General features: G+C 72.1%; 13 protein-coding genes. 7 read left to right on the top strand and 6 right to left on the bottom strand.

Translation table 11 applies throughout. The features are described from left to right. The first annotated feature begins 30 nt into the window (after positions 1–30). Complete coding sequence (locus tag AB0F72_RS29345) at positions 31–1,017, top strand: serine/threonine-protein kinase (protein WP_360437551.1); 987 nt, start codon at positions 31–33, stop codon at positions 1,015–1,017. 449 nt (positions 1,018–1,466) lie between these two features. Here AB0F72_RS29345 and AB0F72_RS29340 read toward each other — a convergent pair whose 3' ends face one another. The 3 genes from AB0F72_RS29340 to AB0F72_RS29330 form a co-directional block, all read right to left on the bottom strand. Continuing rightward, positions 1,467–3,473, bottom strand: coding sequence for a biotin carboxylase N-terminal domain-containing protein (locus tag AB0F72_RS29340; protein ID WP_360437548.1), 2,007 nt, complete (start codon positions 3,471–3,473; stop codon positions 1,467–1,469). An 11-nt stretch (positions 3,474–3,484) separates the two neighbouring features. Then, positions 3,485–4,870 carry a carboxyl transferase domain-containing protein gene (locus AB0F72_RS29335; RefSeq protein WP_360437545.1) on the bottom strand — a complete coding sequence of 462 codons (1,386 nt, stop codon included), beginning with the start codon at positions 4,868–4,870 and terminating at the stop codon, positions 3,485–3,487. Between the two features lie 171 nt (positions 4,871–5,041). Then, positions 5,042–5,719 (bottom strand): Crp/Fnr family transcriptional regulator, encoded by a 678-nt coding sequence (locus AB0F72_RS29330; RefSeq protein ID WP_014447921.1) that lies wholly within the window; start codon positions 5,717–5,719, stop codon positions 5,042–5,044. A 206-nt stretch (positions 5,720–5,925) separates the two neighbouring features. Here AB0F72_RS29330 and AB0F72_RS29325 point away from each other — a divergent pair, with 206 nt between their 5' ends. The 5 genes from AB0F72_RS29325 to AB0F72_RS29305 are packed head-to-tail and all read left to right on the top strand — an operon-like array spanning position 5,926 to position 10,460. Further along, the gene (locus AB0F72_RS29325) at positions 5,926–7,110 is read left to right on the top strand and encodes a CapA family protein (RefSeq protein WP_360437542.1); all 1,185 of its coding nucleotides are present in this window, start codon (positions 5,926–5,928) and stop codon (positions 7,108–7,110) included. A 6-nt stretch (positions 7,111–7,116) separates the two neighbouring features. Further along, positions 7,117–7,947: an endonuclease III gene (nth, locus tag AB0F72_RS29320; RefSeq protein ID WP_360437539.1), complete on the top strand. Its 831-nt coding sequence runs from the start codon at positions 7,117–7,119 to the stop codon at positions 7,945–7,947. Next, complete coding sequence (locus AB0F72_RS29315; RefSeq protein ID WP_360437536.1) at positions 7,944–8,528, top strand: TlpA disulfide reductase family protein; 585 nt, start codon at positions 7,944–7,946, stop codon at positions 8,526–8,528. The genes nth and AB0F72_RS29315 overlap by 4 nt, the downstream gene beginning before the upstream one ends. Continuing rightward, positions 8,525–9,253: a CoA pyrophosphatase gene (locus AB0F72_RS29310; protein ID WP_360437533.1), complete on the top strand. Its 729-nt coding sequence runs from the start codon at positions 8,525–8,527 to the stop codon at positions 9,251–9,253. Before AB0F72_RS29315 ends, AB0F72_RS29310 begins: the two co-directional genes overlap by 4 nt. A 28-nt stretch (positions 9,254–9,281) precedes the next feature. Continuing rightward, on the top strand, positions 9,282–10,460 hold the full coding sequence (locus AB0F72_RS29305; protein ID WP_360437530.1) for a MarP family serine protease: 1,179 nt from the start codon (positions 9,282–9,284) through the stop codon (positions 10,458–10,460). A 112-nt stretch (positions 10,461–10,572) separates the two neighbouring features. Here AB0F72_RS29305 and mycP read toward each other — a convergent pair whose 3' ends face one another. Both mycP and eccCa read right to left on the bottom strand, forming a co-directional pair. Continuing rightward, positions 10,573–11,844 carry a type VII secretion-associated serine protease mycosin gene (gene mycP, locus AB0F72_RS29300; RefSeq protein ID WP_360437527.1) on the bottom strand — a complete coding sequence of 424 codons (1,272 nt, stop codon included), beginning with the start codon at positions 11,842–11,844 and terminating at the stop codon, positions 10,573–10,575. A gap of 88 nt (positions 11,845–11,932) precedes the next feature. Beyond that, positions 11,933–15,751, bottom strand: a complete 3,819-nt coding sequence (gene eccCa / locus AB0F72_RS29295; protein WP_360437524.1) for a type VII secretion protein EccCa — start codon at positions 15,749–15,751, stop codon at positions 11,933–11,935. Between the two features lie 115 nt (positions 15,752–15,866). Between eccCa and eccD the strand changes: the two genes are divergently transcribed. Beyond that, a complete protein-coding gene (eccD, locus tag AB0F72_RS29290) occupies positions 15,867–17,222 on the top strand; it encodes a type VII secretion integral membrane protein EccD (protein ID WP_360437521.1) in 1,356 nt (451 codons plus the stop codon). Positions 17,223–17,350: 128 nt separating this feature from the next. On the opposite strand, the gene AB0F72_RS29285 is transcribed toward eccD, so the two are convergent. After that, entirely contained in the window at positions 17,351–17,857 is a 507-nt protein-coding gene (locus AB0F72_RS29285) for an inorganic diphosphatase (RefSeq protein ID WP_360437518.1), read from the bottom strand. Positions 17,858–18,828: the final 971 nt, after the last annotated feature.

Genomic DNA, 18,828 nt, shown 5'->3' with positions numbered 1-18,828 from the left:
CTTCCGGCGGCCTGGCGTATTTTCTATTCCGTGACGGAGACTCCGCCTGGTGCCCTGCCTGTACCATACGTGCCGGGAATGTCCGGTTTATCCGTTATGGCGCGCGGGGGTTATGCGACCGTGTACCGGGCGACCCAGGATTCGGTGGGTCGCGAGGTCGCCATCAAGATGGAGAACCGGACCCTCGACAACGCGCGTGACCAGGCCCGATTCCTGCGGGAGGCACGGGCGGCCGGCCGCATGTCCTCGCACCCGCACGTCGTCGACCTCTTCGACGTCGGCGTCACGGTCGATCAGCACCCGTACCTGATCATGGAGCTCTGCGACGGGTCGTACCTCGACCGCATGCGCGTCTCCCCGCTCACCCCCGCCGAGGCCCGCGACGTCGGCATCAAGATCGCCGACGCGCTGGTGCACTCGCACGCCAACGGCGTCCTGCACCGCGACGTGAAACCGGCGAACATCCTCTACTCCCACTTCAACCCGGCCGTGCTCGCCGACTTCGGCCTGGCCGTCCTCGGCGAGATGCGGGACTCCTCGGTCACCCTCGAGGTGCTCACGCCGGCGTACGCCCCGCCCGAGATGTTCCGGCACGAGAACCCCTCCGGCGCGGCCGACGTCTACGCCCTCTGCGCGACGCTCTACGCGGTCATGAACGGCCGGCCACCCCGCTGGCAGGGCGACCGCAGCCCCAGCCTGATCACCCTGATGGACCTGTTCGCGCAGCCCGTCCCGGAGATCCCCGGCGTTCCGCGGGCGCTGACCGAGGTGCTGCGGTACGGCATGGCGAACGACCCGGGCGCGCGCCCGAGCGCCGAGCAACTGCGTGACCTGCTGAACAACCTCCAGCTCGACCCGAACACGCCCCAGCCGCCGCCGGTGGTGTACCGCTCCGCGCAGAACTTCGTCCCGCCGCGCCCGAGACCGATCGTCCCGAGCACGCCGACGCGCGAGGACGACACGCCCACCGTGCACCAGAGCAGCCGGAAGGGCTTCTTCAGCCGCTGGTTCAGCTGAAAACCTGTTCGGTACGCGTCCGACCGTCCCCAACCGCAGCCGACCCGTCCCGGACTACACCGCGGCCGTGTGCCGGCGCGCGGCCGCAGCGCGCCTCTCGCGACACTGCCGGCGTTTCACCACCGCGCCCGGTGTGTGAGTGCGCGCTTCCGGCGAAGTCGGGGTGGCGGCACACGGGACGGCTCCGGAGCGTCGACGGGAGCACACCGAAGACCGCGCCGGCATGGACGAGCGCACACGGAGGTCGTCCGTGTGCCGACGGCGATGCCGTGGCGAAGACGAGGGCGCACGATGACGTTGCGTGTGCTCCTCTCACTGCGGATGACTCGGCGCGGATGCCGGACCCGGCAGCGTAGCGATGGGCGCCGGACGGCCTTGAGTGGCACTTGGTCGCGTGGACTCTCGGGGACGGGGGTGCTGCTTCTGGGGACGGGGTCACGCGTACCCGATCATTCGGGGTCGAGGACCGCCAGGAGCTCTCCCATGTCCACCTCGGCGCCGGGATGCACCGGCAACGAGGCGACCACCCCGGCAGCCGGCGCGTGGACCGGGTGTTCGAGCTTCATCGCCTCCAGCGTCAGCAGCAGCTCACCGGCGCGGACTCGCTGGCCGGGGACCACGAGGATGCGGCGGACGGCGCCCGGGAGTGGGGCGATCAAGGAGCTTTCGGTGGCCTCGGGGGCGGGCAGCGGGAAGCGGGAGATCTCGCGGAGGGTGACCGAGCCCTCGGGGCTGTCCACGTATGACACGTCGCCGACCCGGTGGACCAGAACGGCCAGCCGGATGCCCTGCACGTTGAGCACCACGCGGTCGCCGTCGGCCTGGACCACGATGATCGGCGGATGCTCGTCGGACACCGGGGCCTGACCGAGACCGGCCAGGTCGAGCTCCTCCGGGTCGACCGCGCGGACCCACCAGCCGGCCAGGTCACCGTGGCGGTTCATCCGGTAGCCGACCTCCACCGGGCCGGTCGGGCCGTCGTAGACCGCGGTCTGCGAACCCGAGGGTACGTTGCGCCAGCCGGACGGGAGCGAGCCCAGCACCGGTGCCGTGGCGCGGCGGGCGGCGGCCCCGGCGAGCGCGGCGGCCAGGCAGGAGAGGCGGACCGCGTCGACCGAGGAGAGCAGCGGCGCGAAGACCTCGGGGTGGCGGTCCAGGAAACCGGTGTCGGTGTTGCCGCTGCGGAACGAGTGGTGGCGCAGCGTGCGGACCAGCAGGTCCCGGTTGGCGACGACGCCGTGGATCTGTGCGCGGGCCAGCGCGGACGCGAGCATCCGGGCGGCTTCCTGGCGGCTCGGCGCCCAGGCGATCAGCTTCGCGAGCATCGGGTCGTGGTGCATGCCGATCACCGAGCCGTCGGCGGCGCCCGCGTCCAGGCGCAGGCCGGGCTGGGCGAGCGGGCGGAACGAGCCGGCCACGTCCGGTACGGCGAACCGGTGCAGGGTGCCGGCCGCGGGCAGCCAGGCGTACGCCGGGTCCTCCGCGCAGATGCGCACCTCGATGGCGTGCCCGCGGATCGGCGGCGGGCCCGGCATCGGCAGGCTGCCGCCCTCGGCCACCAGCAGTTGCAGGCGGACCAGGTCGTATCCGGAGACGCACTCGGTGACCGCGTGGTCGGCCTGCAGGGTCGGCGTGAGCTCGAGGAACCAGAACTTGCCGTCCACGTCGAGCAGGAACTCGACGGCCCCGGCGCCGACGTACCCGAGGGCACGGACCACGACGATCGCGGCCCGGCACAGGTCCTCGCGCAGCGCGGCGTCGACGGCCGGCGACGGGGTCTCCTCGATGATCTTCTGATAGCGGCGCTGCACCGAGCACTCGCGCTCGCCGAACGGGACCACCGAGCCCTGCGCGTCGGCGAGGATCGGCACCTCGATGTGGCGGACGTTCGTGACGTACGGCTCGCAGAAGACGTCGCCGCCGACCTCACGGCGGGTCGACGCGACCGCCTCGGCCAGGGTGGCCGCGTCCCGGACGACGCGCATGCCGGCGCCGCCGGTGCCGGTCGCCGGCTTGATCAGCACCGGGAAGCCGGTCACCGACTCCGGGTCGGTGAACGTGGGCAGCACCGGCACCCGGGCCTCGGCGACGAGCTGTTTCATCTCGGGCTTCACGCTCAGCGCCCGCAACGTGGCAGGGGTCGGGCCCACCCAGATCATTCCGGCGTCGACCACGGCGGTCGCGAAATCCGGGTCCTCGGCGAGCACGCCGACGCCCGGGTGCACGGCGTTCGCGCCGGACCGCTGCGCGGCCGCGATCAGGGCCTCGGTACGCAGGTAGGTGCTGCTCGGGGTGTTGCCCGGCAGGTGAACCGCGTAGTCGGCCTCGTCGACGTGAGGCGCCGCGGAGTCGATGTCGGAGTAGACGGCGACCGTCTCGATGCCGACCAGCCGGCAGGTGGCGAACACCCGGCGGGCGACCTCTCCACGGTCGGCCACGAGAAGTCGTCGGATCACTGCACTACCTTTCAAGGTCGGAAAACGCCGACGTGTCCAGCACCCTCAACGGCGGCGCTGTGCACCGCGGAGAGACAGAGGCCGAGGACCGTACGGGTGTCACGGGGGTCGATGACGCCGTCGTCGGCGCAGGTGCGGCCCTTCGCGGGCCAGCTGAACGTGAAGCGCGGCTCGCCGATGCGGTCGCTCGAGTGCTCGGCGACCGGGCCGACGGTGAGTACCAGGTGGGGCACGGTGGAGCGGGACACCGCGTGGACCAGCGGGGCGTCGTGCCGGGCGTCGGGAGGTTCCGTGTCGTCGCCGCCCGGGGTGCCGGTGTGCCGGAGGAAGACCAGCGGGGTGGCGCTCGCGTTCGCCAGGTGCAGGAAGTGCACGGCCTTCTGCGCCTCGGCCGCCGAGCAGGGCGTGCTCGGGCTGGCGACCACGCCGACCGGATATCCGTGCAGCTCACCCCAGCCGGCCAGCAGGGCGACCGCCTGACCGGGTTTGAACTCGTCGAAGTCGCTGTCGTCGAGGATCCGGGCCAGCACCTCCCGGGGCTCGAACGCGGCCGGATCGATCGCGGCCACGGTGAGCAGGTCCTCGCAGTCGTACCGGGGTGGGATCGGATGCCGGGTGCGCGGGGGCGGGCCGTGTTTGCGCCAGTTCAGACGGCGTACGCACTGCCGGGCCAGCCGCAGGCCGTCACGTTCGTCCTCGGCGAGCTGGTCGGCGGGTCCGGCGGGCCCGGCCGGGACGACCGGGGTGGCCCGGACCTCGACGCCGTTGGCCGAGCTGCGGACCGGCTGCGGGTGGATGGTCAGCACCTTGGCGTGCCCACGCACCATGATCGTGTAGTCGGCGAGCGCCGGGAGGTACGCAGCGTCACCGGTGGTCAGCCCGAACGTCACACAGACGGTGGGTACCCGATCCGGGGTGAGCCGGCTCAGCTCGCGGGCGATGCCGCCGTCCGGGTTGCCGGCGCCGGCCGATTCCACCAGGGTGACGAGCGGCAGCCGGTTCACCGAGGCGATCCGCGCGGCGCGGCGGATCTTGGCGGCGGTGTACGGGTTGACCGCCCCGCCGTCCACTGTCGGATCGTTGGCGATCACCACGCACTCGACGCCCTCGACCGCCCCGACGCCGGTGACGACGCTCGCGCCGACCGGGTACTCGGACCCCCAGGCCGCCGACGGCGCCAGCTCGAGAAACGGGCTGTCCTGGTCGAGCAGCATCTCGATCCGCTCGCGCGGGAGCAGTTTCCCGCGCGCGTGATGCCGGGTCACCCACTTCTCGCCGCCGCCCGCACGAGCCTGGTCGAGCGCGTCCTCCAGATCGGCGAGGAGTTGCAGGGTGGCGCTACGCCCTTCCAGGTACGCGGGGTCACGCGGGTCCAGCGTGGTGTCGAGCACGGTCATGCAGACACCCCGATGCCCGCTCCGCCCCTACCTGCGTTCAAAGCCGCGCCCTTCCTTGTCACGCCGGTGCCTCTCGGCCACCTCCGTAACGAGTGGCCTGGGGGGTGCGACACGGTGACGCGGGCATGCTGAAGGGGCTGTCCGCGAGGACAGCCCCTTCAGACGGAAAGGTCAGACGCGGGCGCGCCGCGCGAGCCGCTCCGGGTCGAGGATGATCACGCTCTTGCCGTCGAGCCGCAGCCAGGCCCGGGAGGCGAAGTCGGCGAGCGCCTTGTTGACCGTCTCCCGGGACGCGCCGACCAGCTGGGCCAGCTCCTCCTGGGTGAGGTCGTGGGTCACCCGCAGCACGCCGCCGTCCCGGGTGCCGAACCGGCCGGCCATCTGCAGCAGGTTCTTGGCGACCCGGCCCGGCACGTCCGTGAAGATCAGGTCGGCGAGCGCGTCGTTGGTCCGGCGCAGGCGGCGGGCCAGCACGCGGAGCAGCTGCTCGGCGATCTCCGGCCGGTTGTTCAGCCACGGCCGCAGCGACGACTTCTTCAACCGGGCCAGGCGGCTGTCGGTCACCGCGGTCGCGGTGGCCGTCCGCGGGCCGGGGTCGAAGAGGGAAAGCTCGCCGAGCATGTCCGACGGCCCCATGATCGAGACCAGGTTCTGCCGGCCGTCCGCGGCCCGGCGTCCGAGCTTGATCTTCCCGGACAGAACGATATACAGGCTGTCGCCGGCCTCGCCCTCGTTGAAGACCACGTCGCCCTTACGGACTTCGATCGTGTCCATCTCCTTGGCGAGCGCCTCTGCGGCTTCCGGGTCAACGCCCTGGAAGATCCCGCTGCGAGCCAGTACCTCATCCATCGCCGCACCTCCGAAAACGCGCAACGTCTGCGCTCGATCAGTCTAGGCGCACGCGGGCGGGAAACGGGCGGCCACCCCTTGATCCAGATACTGGACGGTAACCAGAAATGCCGTGACCGCTAGTGACGAATCAGCGGTCCGGGCATATCAGGACAGGCCTTTCGTCGGTCGATCCCGCATGCGAGCTGACGGTATCGTCCCGGTCGATGAATTCGCACCCCCGGTCCCATCGCCAGGCACGTTTAGGACACCCTGCCCTAACTGTCACCATTGTCCTAGCGGTTCTGGCCGGTGCCGGCGTTGCCGGTGTCGCCATCGCCAAACGCGGAGACTCCCCTGCCGCGGAGTGGGAGGCGCCGGCCGGCTCCGCCGCGCCGGCTACTTCGCGTGGCCCGAAGCCGGTCGAGGAGTCCGCCACCGTCGAGTCGATCACCCTCAGCGCCACCGGCGACATCATCATGGGCAGCGCGCCCAATCGGCTGCCGGCCAACGGTGGCGAGGGCTTCTTCGACTCGGTGAAGAAGGGACTCGCCTCCGATCTGGTGATGGGCAACCTGGAACAGCCGCTCACCGGTGACACCGGCAGCTCCAAGTGCGGCTCGCCGCCGCGGCCCAACTGCTTCGCGTTCCGCTCGCCGCCCTCGTACGCCGAGCACCTCAAGGACGCCGGGTTCCAGCTGCTCAACACCGCGAACAACCACTCCAAGGACTACGGGACGGCCGGGTACCGGAACACGGTCGAGGCCCTGGAGGGCGCCGGGCTGGAGCACACCGGGGCCGAGCGCCAGATCACCGTCGTGGAGATCAAGGGCGTCAAGGTCGCGGTCATCGGATTCTCTCCGTACGCGGGAGCGAACAACCTGAACGACCTGGACGCGGCGGCCGAGATCGTGGCGAAGGCCAAGTCCGAGGCGGACCTCACAGTGGTGCAGGTCCACATGGGCGCCGAGGGTTCCGACAAGCAGCACGTGAAGCCGGGCACCGAGCTGTTCTTCGGCGAGAACCGCGGCGATCCGATCAAGTTCAGCCACACGGTGATCGACGCCGGGGCCGACCTGGTGATCGGGCACGGGCCGCACGTGCTGCGCGGCATGGAGTTCTACAAGGGCAAGTTGATCGCGTACAGCCTCGGCAACTTCGCCGGCGGCGGCAAGACGCTCTCCAGCAACGGTGTCCTCAAGTACGCGGGGATCCTGCACGTCTCGCTCACCAGGGACGGGAAGTACACCGGCGGCAAGTTCCTCTCCACGTACATGAACACCACCGGCGTGCCGACCCGGGACAGTAAGAACGAGCGAGGACGCGAACTGGTCGCTCAGCTCTCCGAGTCTGATTTCGGCGACTCCGCAGTGTCGATCGGTGACGACGGGACGATCAAGCCCTCGGCGTGACCGCAGATGTTCGCCGCACCGACGTACTCTTTACCGGTGACTCCGCCCGCCTCCGCATCGCGATACGCGGGGGAGACCCTGCTCGGCCGCAAACGACGGGCCCGCAAGATGGCCCGGGTGCTCGCCGAGACCCATCCGGACGCGCATTGCGAGCTCGACTTCACCAATCCGCTCGAGCTCGCGGTGGCGACGATCCTCTCGGCGCAGACCACCGACGTGCGGGTCAACCAGGTCACCCCGGAGCTGTTCAAAAAATACCGGTCGGCCGCCGACTACGCCGCCGCCGACCGGGCCGAGATGGAGACGCTGCTGCGGCCCACCGGCTTCTTCCGGGCGAAGACCGACTCGCTGATCAAGCTGGGTCAGGCGCTTCTCGACCGGCATGACGGCCAGTTGCCGCGCAAGCTCGACGACCTCGTGAAGCTTCCCGGGATCGGCCGCAAGACGGCCAACGTGATCCTCGGCAACGCGTTCGGTGTGCCAGGCATCACCGTCGACACCCACTTCCGGCGGCTGACCAACCGGTTCGGCTGGGTCGACGAGGAGGACCCGGTGAAAATCGAGTTCCTGGTCGCCGAGCTGATCGAGAAGCGCGACTGGACCATGCTGTCGCACCGGGTGATCTTCCATGGGCGGCGGGTCTGTCACGCGCGGAAGCCGGCCTGCGGCGCCTGCACGCTGGCGAGCACCTGCCCGGCGTACGGGACCGGCCCGACCGAGGCGGCGGCCGCGGCGAAACTGCTCAAAGGACCCCGGGCCCGGGATCTGGCGGTGGCGGCCGGTGTCGACCCGGAGCTCGTGCCGGCCGCCGCGGTCCTCGCGCCGGAGGAACCGTGATCCGGTTCCGTGCGGTGGCGCCGCTCGTGATGGCGCTGGCGGTGGTGTCGGGCTGCACGGCCTCGGCCGAACCGAGCAGCAGCGAGCCGGAGACGCCGCCACCGTTCGTCGCCTGCGACACGCTGGCGTCGCCGCCAGCGTCGGCGTCGCCGGCCCCGAGCCCGAACGAGTTGCCGGATCTGTCCCTGCCCTGCTTCACCGGCGGCGAGCAGGTCAACCTCCGCGACGTGCGGCTGCCCGCGGTGATCAACATCTGGGGTTCGTGGTGTTCGCCCTGCCGGGAGGAGCTGCCGGTCATCCAGGGCCTCGCTGACCGGGCCGACGGCCGGCTGACGGTCTTCACCGTGGACAGCATGGACCGGCGGGAGGGTGCCACCGCGTTCGCCGCTGACAACGGGATCAGCATGCCGACGCTCTTCGACCCGGAGCAGTCACTGGCGATCGCTGTCAAACAGCCGACGTTGCCGGCAACGATCTTCGTCGACCCCGCCGGGAAGGTCTACGTTCACCGCTTGCCGCTGGACGTGGACGGTTTGATCAAGCAGGTCAAGGAGCACACCGGCGTGACGGTGACCCGATGAGTCAGGGGCAGGTGCTGCGGCGGCCGGACGGCCTGCCGGACTGGTTCGAGCCGCTGCTGACCCGGGTGTCGACGTGCCGGACCGAGGACTTCACCCCGCTGCGCCAGCCGGCCGGCGGCACCGGGCGGCACAGCGCGGTCCTGGTGCTGCTCGGCGAGAGCGAGCCCGCGGCCGACACCCCCGGCGGGCCGGACCTGCTGGTCCTGCAGCGGGCGGCGACCATGCGCAACCACGCCGGGCAGCCGGCGTTCCCGGGCGGCGCGACCGACCCCGAGGACCGGGACGCGCCGGACACCGCGCTGCGGGAGGCCTCCGAGGAGGTCGGCCTGGACCGCGGCAGCGCCGAGGTGCTGGCCCTGCTGCCGGACCTGTGGATCCCGGTGAGCCGCTTCGTCGTCACGCCGGTGCTGGCCTGGTGGCGGCGGCCGCACCCGGTGCATCCGCTGCAGGCGACCGAAGTCGCGCATGTCGCACGTCTGCCGATCAGTGAACTGGCCGACCCGGCGAACCGTATCCGGGTGCGTCATCCGAGTGGCTGGATCGGACCCGCGTTCAGAGTCCGAGGGCTGCTCGTCTGGGGTTTCACGGCAGGGGTGATCTCGTCGTTGCTGGACATGGCCGGGTGGTCGCAGCCCTGGGAACCGGGCCGCGTGGTGGAACTTCCGGATGCGTCGGCGCCCGTTCCGGCGGCTCGAGGTGGCGCGCCCGACGAGGTGGTGCCGTGACGTGGCCACGTGCTTCTACGCTGAGTGAGTGCCCGTGGTCGATGTGATACTCGTTGTGCTGATGCTGCTGTTCGCGATCAGCGGCTATCGGCAGGGATTCGTCATCGGCGCGTTCTCGCTGGGCGGGTTCTTCAGCGGGGTTCTCATCGGGCTCCAGCTCGGACCACTCATCGCGCAGCAGTTCGCCGACGGGACGGTGCGGCTGGTCGTGGCCCTGGCCGTCATCCTCACGTTCGCGGTTCTCGGGCAGACGCTGGCCGGCTGGCTCGGCACCAACCTGCGCCGGGGGATCTTCAGCAAGCCGCTGCAACACCTGGACGACGCCGGTGGCGCGCTCGTCTCGGTGGTCGCGCTCCTGCTCGCCGCGTGGCTGGTCGCCGTCCCGCTCGGATCCACCCCGTTCCCGGCGATCAACCGGGAGTTCCGGAGCAGCGCGATACTGTCCGGCATCAACGGGTTGATGCCGGAGCAGGCGCAGGCGCTCTCCTCGGCGCTGCGCGACACCCTGGACACCAGCGGATTCCCGGACGTGTTCGGGGGCCTCGCCCGTACCCAGGCGAAAGAGGTCGCCGAGCCGGACCCCAAGCTGAAGAGCTCCAAGGTCGTCCAGGAATCGAAGAAGTCCGTGCTCAAGGTGCTGGGCGCCGCGCCGAGCTGCTCCCGGCGGATCGAGGGCACCGGGTTCGTCTACGCCGGCGAGCGGGTGATGACCAACGCGCACGTGGTGGCCGGCACCCGGGAGGTCGTGGTGGAGACGTCCCGCGGCCAGCTCGAGGGCACCGTCGTGGTCTACGACCCGAAACGCGACCTCGCGGTCCTGCACGTGCCGGGCCTCAAGGCGCCGGTGATGGAGTTCGTCAGCAAGGAGGCGGCCAGCGGGGCGAGCGCGATCGTGCTGGGTTATCCACAGGACGGGCCGTACAACGCTCAGTCCGCGCGGGTCCGGGACGTCAGCCGGATCACCGGGCCGGACATCTACGACTCGGGTGACGTGACCCGGGAGATCTACACGATCAAGTCGCTGGTCCGCAGCGGCAACTCGGGCGGCCCGCTGATCGACCCGAACGGCGGCGTCCTCGGCGTCATCTTCGCGGCTGCCGCCGATGACAAGAACGTCGGTTTCGCCCTCACCGCGGACGAGGCGGCCGGGGTCGCGCAGACCGGCAAGGGCCGCACCAGGGGCGTCGACACCGGCGAGTGCGCCTGAGCCAGCGGTGCCGCAGCCAGTGGCACCCAGCCAGCGGCACCCAGCCGGCGGTGCCCCGCCGGCGGCACCCCGCCGGCGGTGCCCCGAACAGCGGTGTCTCGGCGGCGGTGTCTCAGCCGGCGGTGCCGGCGAATTTGCGGACCGTGAACGCGGCCGCCAGCGCGGAGATCAGGAAGAGCAGGATCGCTAGCCAGCGGGCCGGACGGCTCTCACCGCCGAGCGGCTGAGCCGGCGCGGCCCACCCGCCCGCGTTCGACGCGGGTGACTGCGTGACGGCGTCCGGCGCGCCGCTCTCCTCGGGCGCCGACTGGGCCTGGCCGGAGACGGGTGCGCTGCCGAACCGGGCGACTCCGGGCGGCGGCGTGGTGTCCAGCGGGTTGTCGGTGACGAACGGGACGTCGGCGGTGAGCGCGGCCACCGGGTTCACCAGGCCGAAGCCGAACTTGTCGTCCCGGCCGGGCTCGCCCCGGTCGTCAGCGGTCCTGATCAGCCGATTGATCACCTCGCCGGCCGGCATGTCGGGCCAGCGGGAGCGGATCAGGGCGGCGGCGCCGGCCACCATCGGCGCGGCGAAGCTGGTGCCCTGCACGCGCCAGTAGTCGTCCGGCCCGCGGGCGCCGACCAGCTGGGTGGCGGGCGCGGCGAGCACGGTCTCCTTGCCGGTGATCGAACCCTCCCAGAGGCTGGTGCCGTCCCGCTCCGTGCCGGCCACCGCGACCACGCCGGGCTCGCGAGCCGGGTACCACACCCCGCTGTTCTCCGAACTGGCCGACGCGCTGGCGTTGCCGGTGCAGGCGATCACCACGACGTCCTTGGCGAACGCGTAGTCGAGCGCGGCGGCCAGGGTGGCGCTGGAGCCGCTGCCGCCGAGCGACAGGTTCAGCACCTTGGCGCCGTGGTCGACCGCCCAGCGGACCCCTTGCGCCACGATCAGCGCGTCGTCGTATCGGTTCTGCTCGTCCAGAACCCGGACTGGAAGGATCTTGGCTTTGGGAGCGATGCCCACCACGCCGGCGTCGTCGTCGTTGCGGCCGGCGATCAGGGCCGCGACGGTGGTGCCGTGGCCGACCGGGTCGCTCTCGCCGCCGCCCTTGGTGTCGACCAGGTCGAGGCCGGGCAGCACCTGGCCGTCCAGGTCGGGGTGCTGCGCGTCGACGCCGGAGTCGAGGACCGCGACGGTCACGCCGGCGCCCTCCGCGTAGGACCACGCGCCGGCCAGGTCGAGCGCCTGCAACTGCCACTGGTCGGAGCGGACCGAGTCGTCGGTGGTGACCACCGGCTCGGCCACGATCGGCGGGGCGGCGACGGCCGCGGTGGCGGGAAAGGCGAGCGTCAGGAGCCCGGCCAGTGTGGCGGCGGTCGTCCGGCGGGAGAGGCTCGGCAACGAACACCGCCTTCGCTCTGGTGAGGGTGGTCAGTCGATGGAGGGAGATTACTCCCCACGGTCGGCGTGTCGCTGCGGTCGGCCGCGCTTAATCGCACGCGGAGTCTGCTGATTTTTCCGAATCCCGAAACGGTGGCAGGTAGGCCAGCTGAATCAGCCGCGCTCCCTCACGCCGCGTGATCAGGTGACCACGCCCTGGTGGTAACGGTCCCGCTCGCACGGTGCCGAGCAACACACCCTCCTCGACCGGCCCGGACATCACCAGGCCCGGCGCGGACAGCTCCCGCAGACGCTGGATCACCGGCTCGTACAGGGCCCGGCCCGCGCCGCCGGCCCGCCGGGTGAGCACCAGGTGCAGCCCGATGTCGCGGGCCTGCGGCAGATGGTCGAGCAGCGGCGTCAGCGGGTTGGCCGGTCCCGCCATCACCAGGTCGTAGTCGTCGACGAGCACGAACAGCTCCGGTCCGGTCCACCAGGAGCGTGTCCGCAACCGGTCCGGCGTGACGTCCGGCCCGGGCAGCCGCCGTTCCATGTACCCGGCCGCCGACCGGATCAGATCGGCTGTCTGCTGAGCCTGTATGCCGTACCCGATGCGGTGTTCGGTGTGCGGCAGGTCGATCAGGCCGCGCCGGTAGTCGACCAGGATGATCCGCGCCTGCTCCGGTGTGAAGCGGCTGGTCAGCGACGTGACGAGCGCGCGGAGGAACGACGACTTGCCGCACTCCGCGTCGCCCAGGACCAGCAGGTGCGGATCGGCTGCGAAATCCAGCTCCACGGTCCGCAGATCGCTCTCGGCGATGCCGATCGGCACGCGCAGGCCGGTGCCCTCCGAAGGCCCCGGACCCGGGTACGCCACCACGGCCGGCAACAACCGCACCGGGGCCGCCACCGGCCCCTCCCAGGCTGCGGCCACCGCCTTGACCAGCGCCGCCGTGTCGCCCAGTGTGGACACCTCCGGCCGGGCGGTGAGCAGGTGCAGCCCGCGGTCCCGGTCGTCCGGGTGCTCGGTCATCCCACGGCCCGGCTGTCCCTCGGGCACCGCGGCCGCGGCCCGCCGATGCACCGCCGAGTCGGCCGGGTCGCCGAGGCGCAACTCCACCCGGGAACCGAACAGATCCCGGATCGGCGGGCGGAAATCGGTCCACCGGGACGCGGCGGCGACCAGGTGGATCCGGTAGGCGAGCCCGCGCGTGGCCAGGTCGGTGAGCACCGGCTCCAGCTCCTCGAAGTCGGTGCGCAGCGTGGACCAGCCGTCGACGACCAGGAAGACGTGCGGGTCCTGCGGGTGGGACTGCCGTTCCCGCTCGGTGAGCAGCGCCACCATCTCGCCCGCGGTGCGGCGCACCCCCTCCGCCTCCAGCCGGCCGAAGACGCCGCCCACGTGCGGCAGGCCGCGCAGGGCGCTCAGTGTTCCGCCGCCGAAGTCGAGGGCGTAGACGCGTACCTCGGCGGGGGTGTGGGTGAGCGCGAGGCCGCAGACCAGCGTGCGCAGCGTGGTGGACTTGCCGCTGCGGGTGCCGCCGGCCACCGCCACGTGCCCGGCCGAGCCGGACAGCTGCAGCCAGAGCACGTCGCGCAGCTGCTCACGGGGCTTGTCGACGAGGGCGATCGGCACCTGAAGGGCGCCGCGCAGGGCCGGGTTGGCCACGGTCAGCCCGCGCCGCGGGTCGGTGGCGAGCGGCCCGAGCAGGTCGTCCAGGGTGGCGGACCGGTCCAGCGGCGGCAGCCAGACCCGATGCGCCGGCGGGCCGTGGCCGGCGAGACGGCCGACCAGCACGTCGGCCAGGGGCGGGCCCTCCAGCTCCGGCCTGCGGTCGGCGGCCGGGAGCGGCAGCAGGCGGGTGGTCCACGGCAGGACCCGCGGCGGGGCGGGAGCGAGCTCTCGGGGGCGTGGGGACGGGCCGGAGACGTACGCGGCCCGGAACCGGATCGGCGGCTCGGTGCCGGACCGCAGGTATCCGTGGCCGGGCGAGCGCGGCAGCTCGTACGCGTCCGGCACCCCCAGCACCGCCCGGGACTCCAGCGCCGAGAACGTCCGCAACCCGATCCGGTACGACAGATGCGTGTCCAGGCCGCGCAGCCGCCCGTCCTCGAGCCGCTGGCTGGCCAGCAGCAGATGCACGCCGAGCGACCGCCCGAGCCGCCCGATCTGCAGGAACAGGTCGAGGAACTCCGGCTTGCGCTGGAGCAGCTCGGAGAACTCGTCGCAGATCACCAGCAGCGACGGCAGCGGTGGCAGCGCCGCGCCGGCCGCACGGGCCCGCTCGTAGTCACGCTGCCCGGCGAAGTTGCCGGATCGGCGCAGCAGTTCCTGCCGTCGCAGCAGCTCACCGTCGAGCGCGTCGGCCATCCGGTCGACGAGTGGCAGCGCGTCCGCCAGGTTGGTGATCAGAGCGGCGGTGTGCGGCAGCCGGTCCATCGAGGCGAACGTGGCGCCGCCCTTGAAGTCGATCAGCACGAGGTTCAGCGTCTCGGCGGAGTGGGTCGCGGCCAGGGCCAGCACCAGCGTGCGCAGCAGCTCGGACTTGCCGGACCCGGTCGCGCCGACGATCAGCCCGTGCGGGCCCATCCCGTCCTGCGCCGACTCCTTGAGGTCCAGCTCGACCGGCCGGCCGTTGTCGTCCACCCCGATCGGCACGCGCAGCCGATGCCGGTCCGACCGGTGCACCGAGGGCAGCGTCCCAGGGTCGCCGATGCCGAGCAGCTCGGCCAGGCCGGGGTCGGACCCGGCCGCCGGTCCGGCCGGGTCGGTCCCGGTCTCCAGCCGTAGCGGCGCGAGCCGCCGGGCGATGGCCTCGGCCTGCGCGACCGCCAGCCGGTCGGCCCGGCCGGCCACGCCGTGGTCGTCCACGGTGGACGTGCGCAGTGTGCCGTCGTCGTCGATCTCCAGGACCAGCGTCGAGGCGTCCGGCAACCGGGGCGGCGCGGTGTCCAGGTCGAGCACTGTCACACCGTCGAATCCGATCGGGACGGGTTTGTCCGGCCGGTCGGTCACCACCACCAGATGCGGGACGGCCGCGGGCCCGGAGCGGCCGGTCAGCAGATCGTCCAGCAGTGCCGGGTCGCCGATCAGGCGGAGCCGGCCGAGCGCGTCGGAGCGGGCCGGATGACCGTTGTGCGGCAGCCACTTCACCCACTCCCAGTCGTCCCGGGTTCCCGGGCCGGTGCAGACCGCGATGATCAGGTCGTCCGGCGCGTGGAAGACGGCCAGTTGCACGAGCACCGCGCGGACCAGGGCGCGAGCCTCACCGCCGCTGATCAGGACCCGGGCGAAGCCGCGTACCGACATCGCCACCGGCAGATCCGGCACCACCGCGTACGCCTCCAGGAACCGCCGCAGCGCGCCGGCGGTCATCGGCTCCAGCTCGTCCAGCGGCCGGGTCGCCGGTGGTGTCAGCGGGGTGGCCAGCGACTGCGGTCCCAGTCCGATCCGGACCACGCCGAAGTCGGAGTCCTCAGGCCGGCGTTCCCAGAGCCGGTGGCTGTCGACGGTGGACCACAGCCGGTCCGGGTCGGGATGGCGGTAGAGCAGCCCGATCCGCTGCATCCGGGCGGTCCGGCGGGCCCGGCGCCGCAGGCCGGCGAGGTGACGCAGGTACTCCCGGCGCGCGGCGATCAACTCCGCCCGCCGCGGTGCGCCGGTGGTCCCGAGCGACATGGTGAGCATCGCCAGCGACGAGATCCCGAAGAGCCCGCCCACCACGTACGCATAAGGTCCGCCCTGCCCCTGGCCCATCATCATCGCCATGGCGAGGGTGCCGCCCAGCATCGGCAGTGCCAGCAGCCACTGCTGCCAGCGTCCGGTCGGCTGGGCGGGCATCTCCGGCGGGGGATCGATGGTGAGCGGGCCCGACGGGATCACGGGTTCCGGGCGGCGTGGCGGCCGCCGGACCGTGACCGTCCCCATCGGACTCCGATCTTGTTGCTCTCCGTAGCGATGTCCTCACGATGCTAGGTAGAGTGCGTGCCGTCCGCAGCATTGAATTCACGCCTGTGGACAACTCCCGTTCCGGAGGTGCCTGATGAGCACCGGACTCGCCCGCGTGACGATCAGCGCGCCACTGCGCCGGCTGGACGTCGCCCTGCCCGAGCAGGTGCCGCTCGCCGAGCTGCTGCCCGACGTGCTGCGGCAGGCCGGCGAGGACCTCGCCGACCGGGGGGAGAACCACGGCGGGTGGGTGCTCCGGCGCGCCGACGGCGTCGCTCTCGCGACCGGCCAGGGTCTCTTCACCCAGGGGGTACGGGACGGCGAGGTGCTACACCTCGTCCCGGCGTATGACGAGTGGCCGGAGATCGAATACGACGACGTGGTGGAGGCGGTCGCCGAGGGCGCTCGCCGGCGCGGCGGCATCTGGACGCCGGAGACCACCCGGACGGCCGCGCTCGCGTCCGCCGCGGTGCCGCTCGGGCTGGGCCTGTTCGCGCTGTTCACTGCCGGTCCCGGCCGGGGTGCCGCCGGGCTGGCCGCGGCGGTGCTGCTCCTGCTCGGCGGGACGATCGCGGTTCGGGGGTACGGCTACGCGTACACCGGGGCGGCACTCGGCGGCTACGCGCTGCCGTTCGCCGCGGCCGGCGGAGCGGGATCGAGTGGCGCCGGCTGGGACGTGCCGGCCGGAGCGGTGGCCCTCACGGTGGCGGCGCTGCTCGGCGCGCTCGCGATTCCGGCCGGGACGCGGATTCCGGTGGCCGGCGTGACGGCCGGGGTGCTCGGCTTGCTGACCGCCCTGATCGCCGAGGCCTCCACGGTCGCGGCCGCCGCCGCTGCCCTGATCTCGGTGCTGGTCTGCGGACTCGGCGTGCTGCCGGTGCTCGCCGTCCGGCTCGGCCGCATGCCGCTGCCGCCGCTTGCGCTGCCGGCCCGGACGCCCGGTCGCCCGGAACCGGCCCGGGACGAGCCACCCGGCCGGGACGCCGTCTTCGCCGCGGTCGACCGTACCGATGAGATCTTGACCGGCATGCTGCTCGGCCTCGCCGTGCCGGCCATCGCCGGATTCGCCCTGCTCGCGGCCGAGGGAACGCTCTCCGCCCGGATCCTGATCGCGGCCGCCGCGACCGCGCTGCTGCTCCGCGCCCGCCTCTTCGTGACCGGGCGGCTGCGCGCCCCGCTCCTGGTGGCCGGCCTCGGCGGCTTCGCCGCCCTCGGCATCGATCTGCTGCTCACCGAGGACTGGGACGCGCGGCGTCTGCCCGCCCTGATCGGGGTGGTCCTGCTTGTCGCGTCGGTCACAGTCGTCGCAGGTTCCCGGTACGCGTACCGCCCGCCCTCGCCCTATCTGAGCCGAGCGGCCGACCTGCTGGAGGGGCTCGCCGTTATCGCGGTGATCCCGGTGGCCTGCGCGGTGGCCGGACTTTACGCCGCGCTCTCCGGCATCTCCTGACGCCTGCTGTTCCCGGACGCCTGCTGTTCCCGGACGTCCGCTGTTCCCAGGCGCCTGCATACGACCGCACCTGCGAGGCGTAGCGCCCCGCAGGTGCGGTCGTCAGCGGTATCGGCGGGAGCGTCCGGTCAGTGCTCTCCGTGCTCCTCGGCCTCGGCGGCCTCAGCGCGCTTGAAGGACGCCCGGATCTCGTTCTCGGCCTCGATGCGGCCGACCCAGGTGGCGCCCTCGACGGACTTACCCGGCTCCAGGTCCTTGTAGACCGTGAAGAAGTGCTGGATCTCCATGCGGTCGAACTCGCCCAGGTGGTGGATGTCCCGCAGGTGCTCCTGACGCGGGTCCTCGAACGGAACGCAGAGAACCTTGTCGTCGCGGCCCTTCTCGTCGCTCATCCGGAACATGCCGATCGCACGCGCGCGGACCAGGCAGCCCGGGAAAGTCGGCTCCTGGATCAGGACGAGAGCGTCCAGCGGGTCACCGTCCTGACCGAGGGTGCCCTCGATGAAGCCGTAGTCCGCGGGATACTGAGTCGCGGTGAAGAGGGTCCGGTCGAGCCGGATGCGGCCCGTCTTGTGGTCTACCTCGTACTTGTTGCGCTGCCCCTTGGGGATCTCAACCAAGACGTCGAAATCCATTATTTTCGCTCCCCTTTTGCTTGCCCGCGTGATTAGACCGGTCCGCCGGGCGGGAAGCGGGGCGTGGAAGCCGGGCCCGCAGGATCCGCGCGCAACGGTGTGCCGGATGTCGCTAGTCTCCCCTAAGTCTGACGCCACGGGCGAGGAGGGGCGTGTGACGAGGCAAGATTCACATGACGGCGCGGCCAATGACGGCGTGTCGAGTTCGCAATCCGGTGCCGAAGAGGGTAAAAGGGCGGCCGGTCGATCCGGCGTGCCCGGATCCGAGCAGGCCGCATCGGAGCAGGCGGGCCGCGCACAGCCGGGCGCTGGGCAGGCGGCGTCTCCCGAGGCGTACCGCCAGCCCTTCCCCTGGCAGCAGGGCTCCGCGCCGGGTGCGGGGTGGCCGGCAGCGGATCGTCCGAGCGGTCCGGGGTCAGTGAGCGGTCCGGGGCCTGTGAGCGGTCCGGGGCGGGCGAGCGTGCCGGGCACGGTGCCGTGGCCGGGTTCGCCGATCTCCGACCCGGCGGCCAGTTACGACTGGGCCGGTGGCACGCAGCAGATCCCGAGCCGTGGCAGCGTCCCGCCCGTGGACTGGGCGCGGCCGCCGTCTGCCGGTCCCGCTGCGGGGCAGGAGGCGCCCGGGCAGCCGGCGAGGCCGGCCGCGCAGACGCCTGCGCCGAATCCGCGCCCGGTGGTGCCGGCCGCCCAGATGCCTCCGGCGAACCCGCAGCCAGCCGTGCCGCATTCGCAGCCTGCCGTGCCGAGTCCACCGCCCGCTGTGCCGGGTGCGCCGCCTGTCGCGCCGTCGGCCGGTGGGGAGTATCCGCCGAGCGGGCCGGGGCCGGTGGGGCCGTGGAACTCGCCGCGCAATCCGTGGTCGTCCGGTCCGCCTGCGAATTCCGGCAATTCGGGGCAAAGCTTCAACCAGCAGGGTCAGGGAGCAGGTCCGGGTGAGGCGACCGCGCAGATTCCCGAGGTGCGTGGCGGGG

The sequence above is a fragment of the Actinoplanes sp. NPDC023936 genome (genome assembly GCF_040639325.1).
Taxonomy (GTDB): Bacteria; Actinomycetota; Actinomycetes; order Mycobacteriales; family Micromonosporaceae; genus Actinoplanes.
Note: the sequence above shows the minus strand (reverse complement) of the source record. Positions and strands in the feature narration are given on the sequence as shown.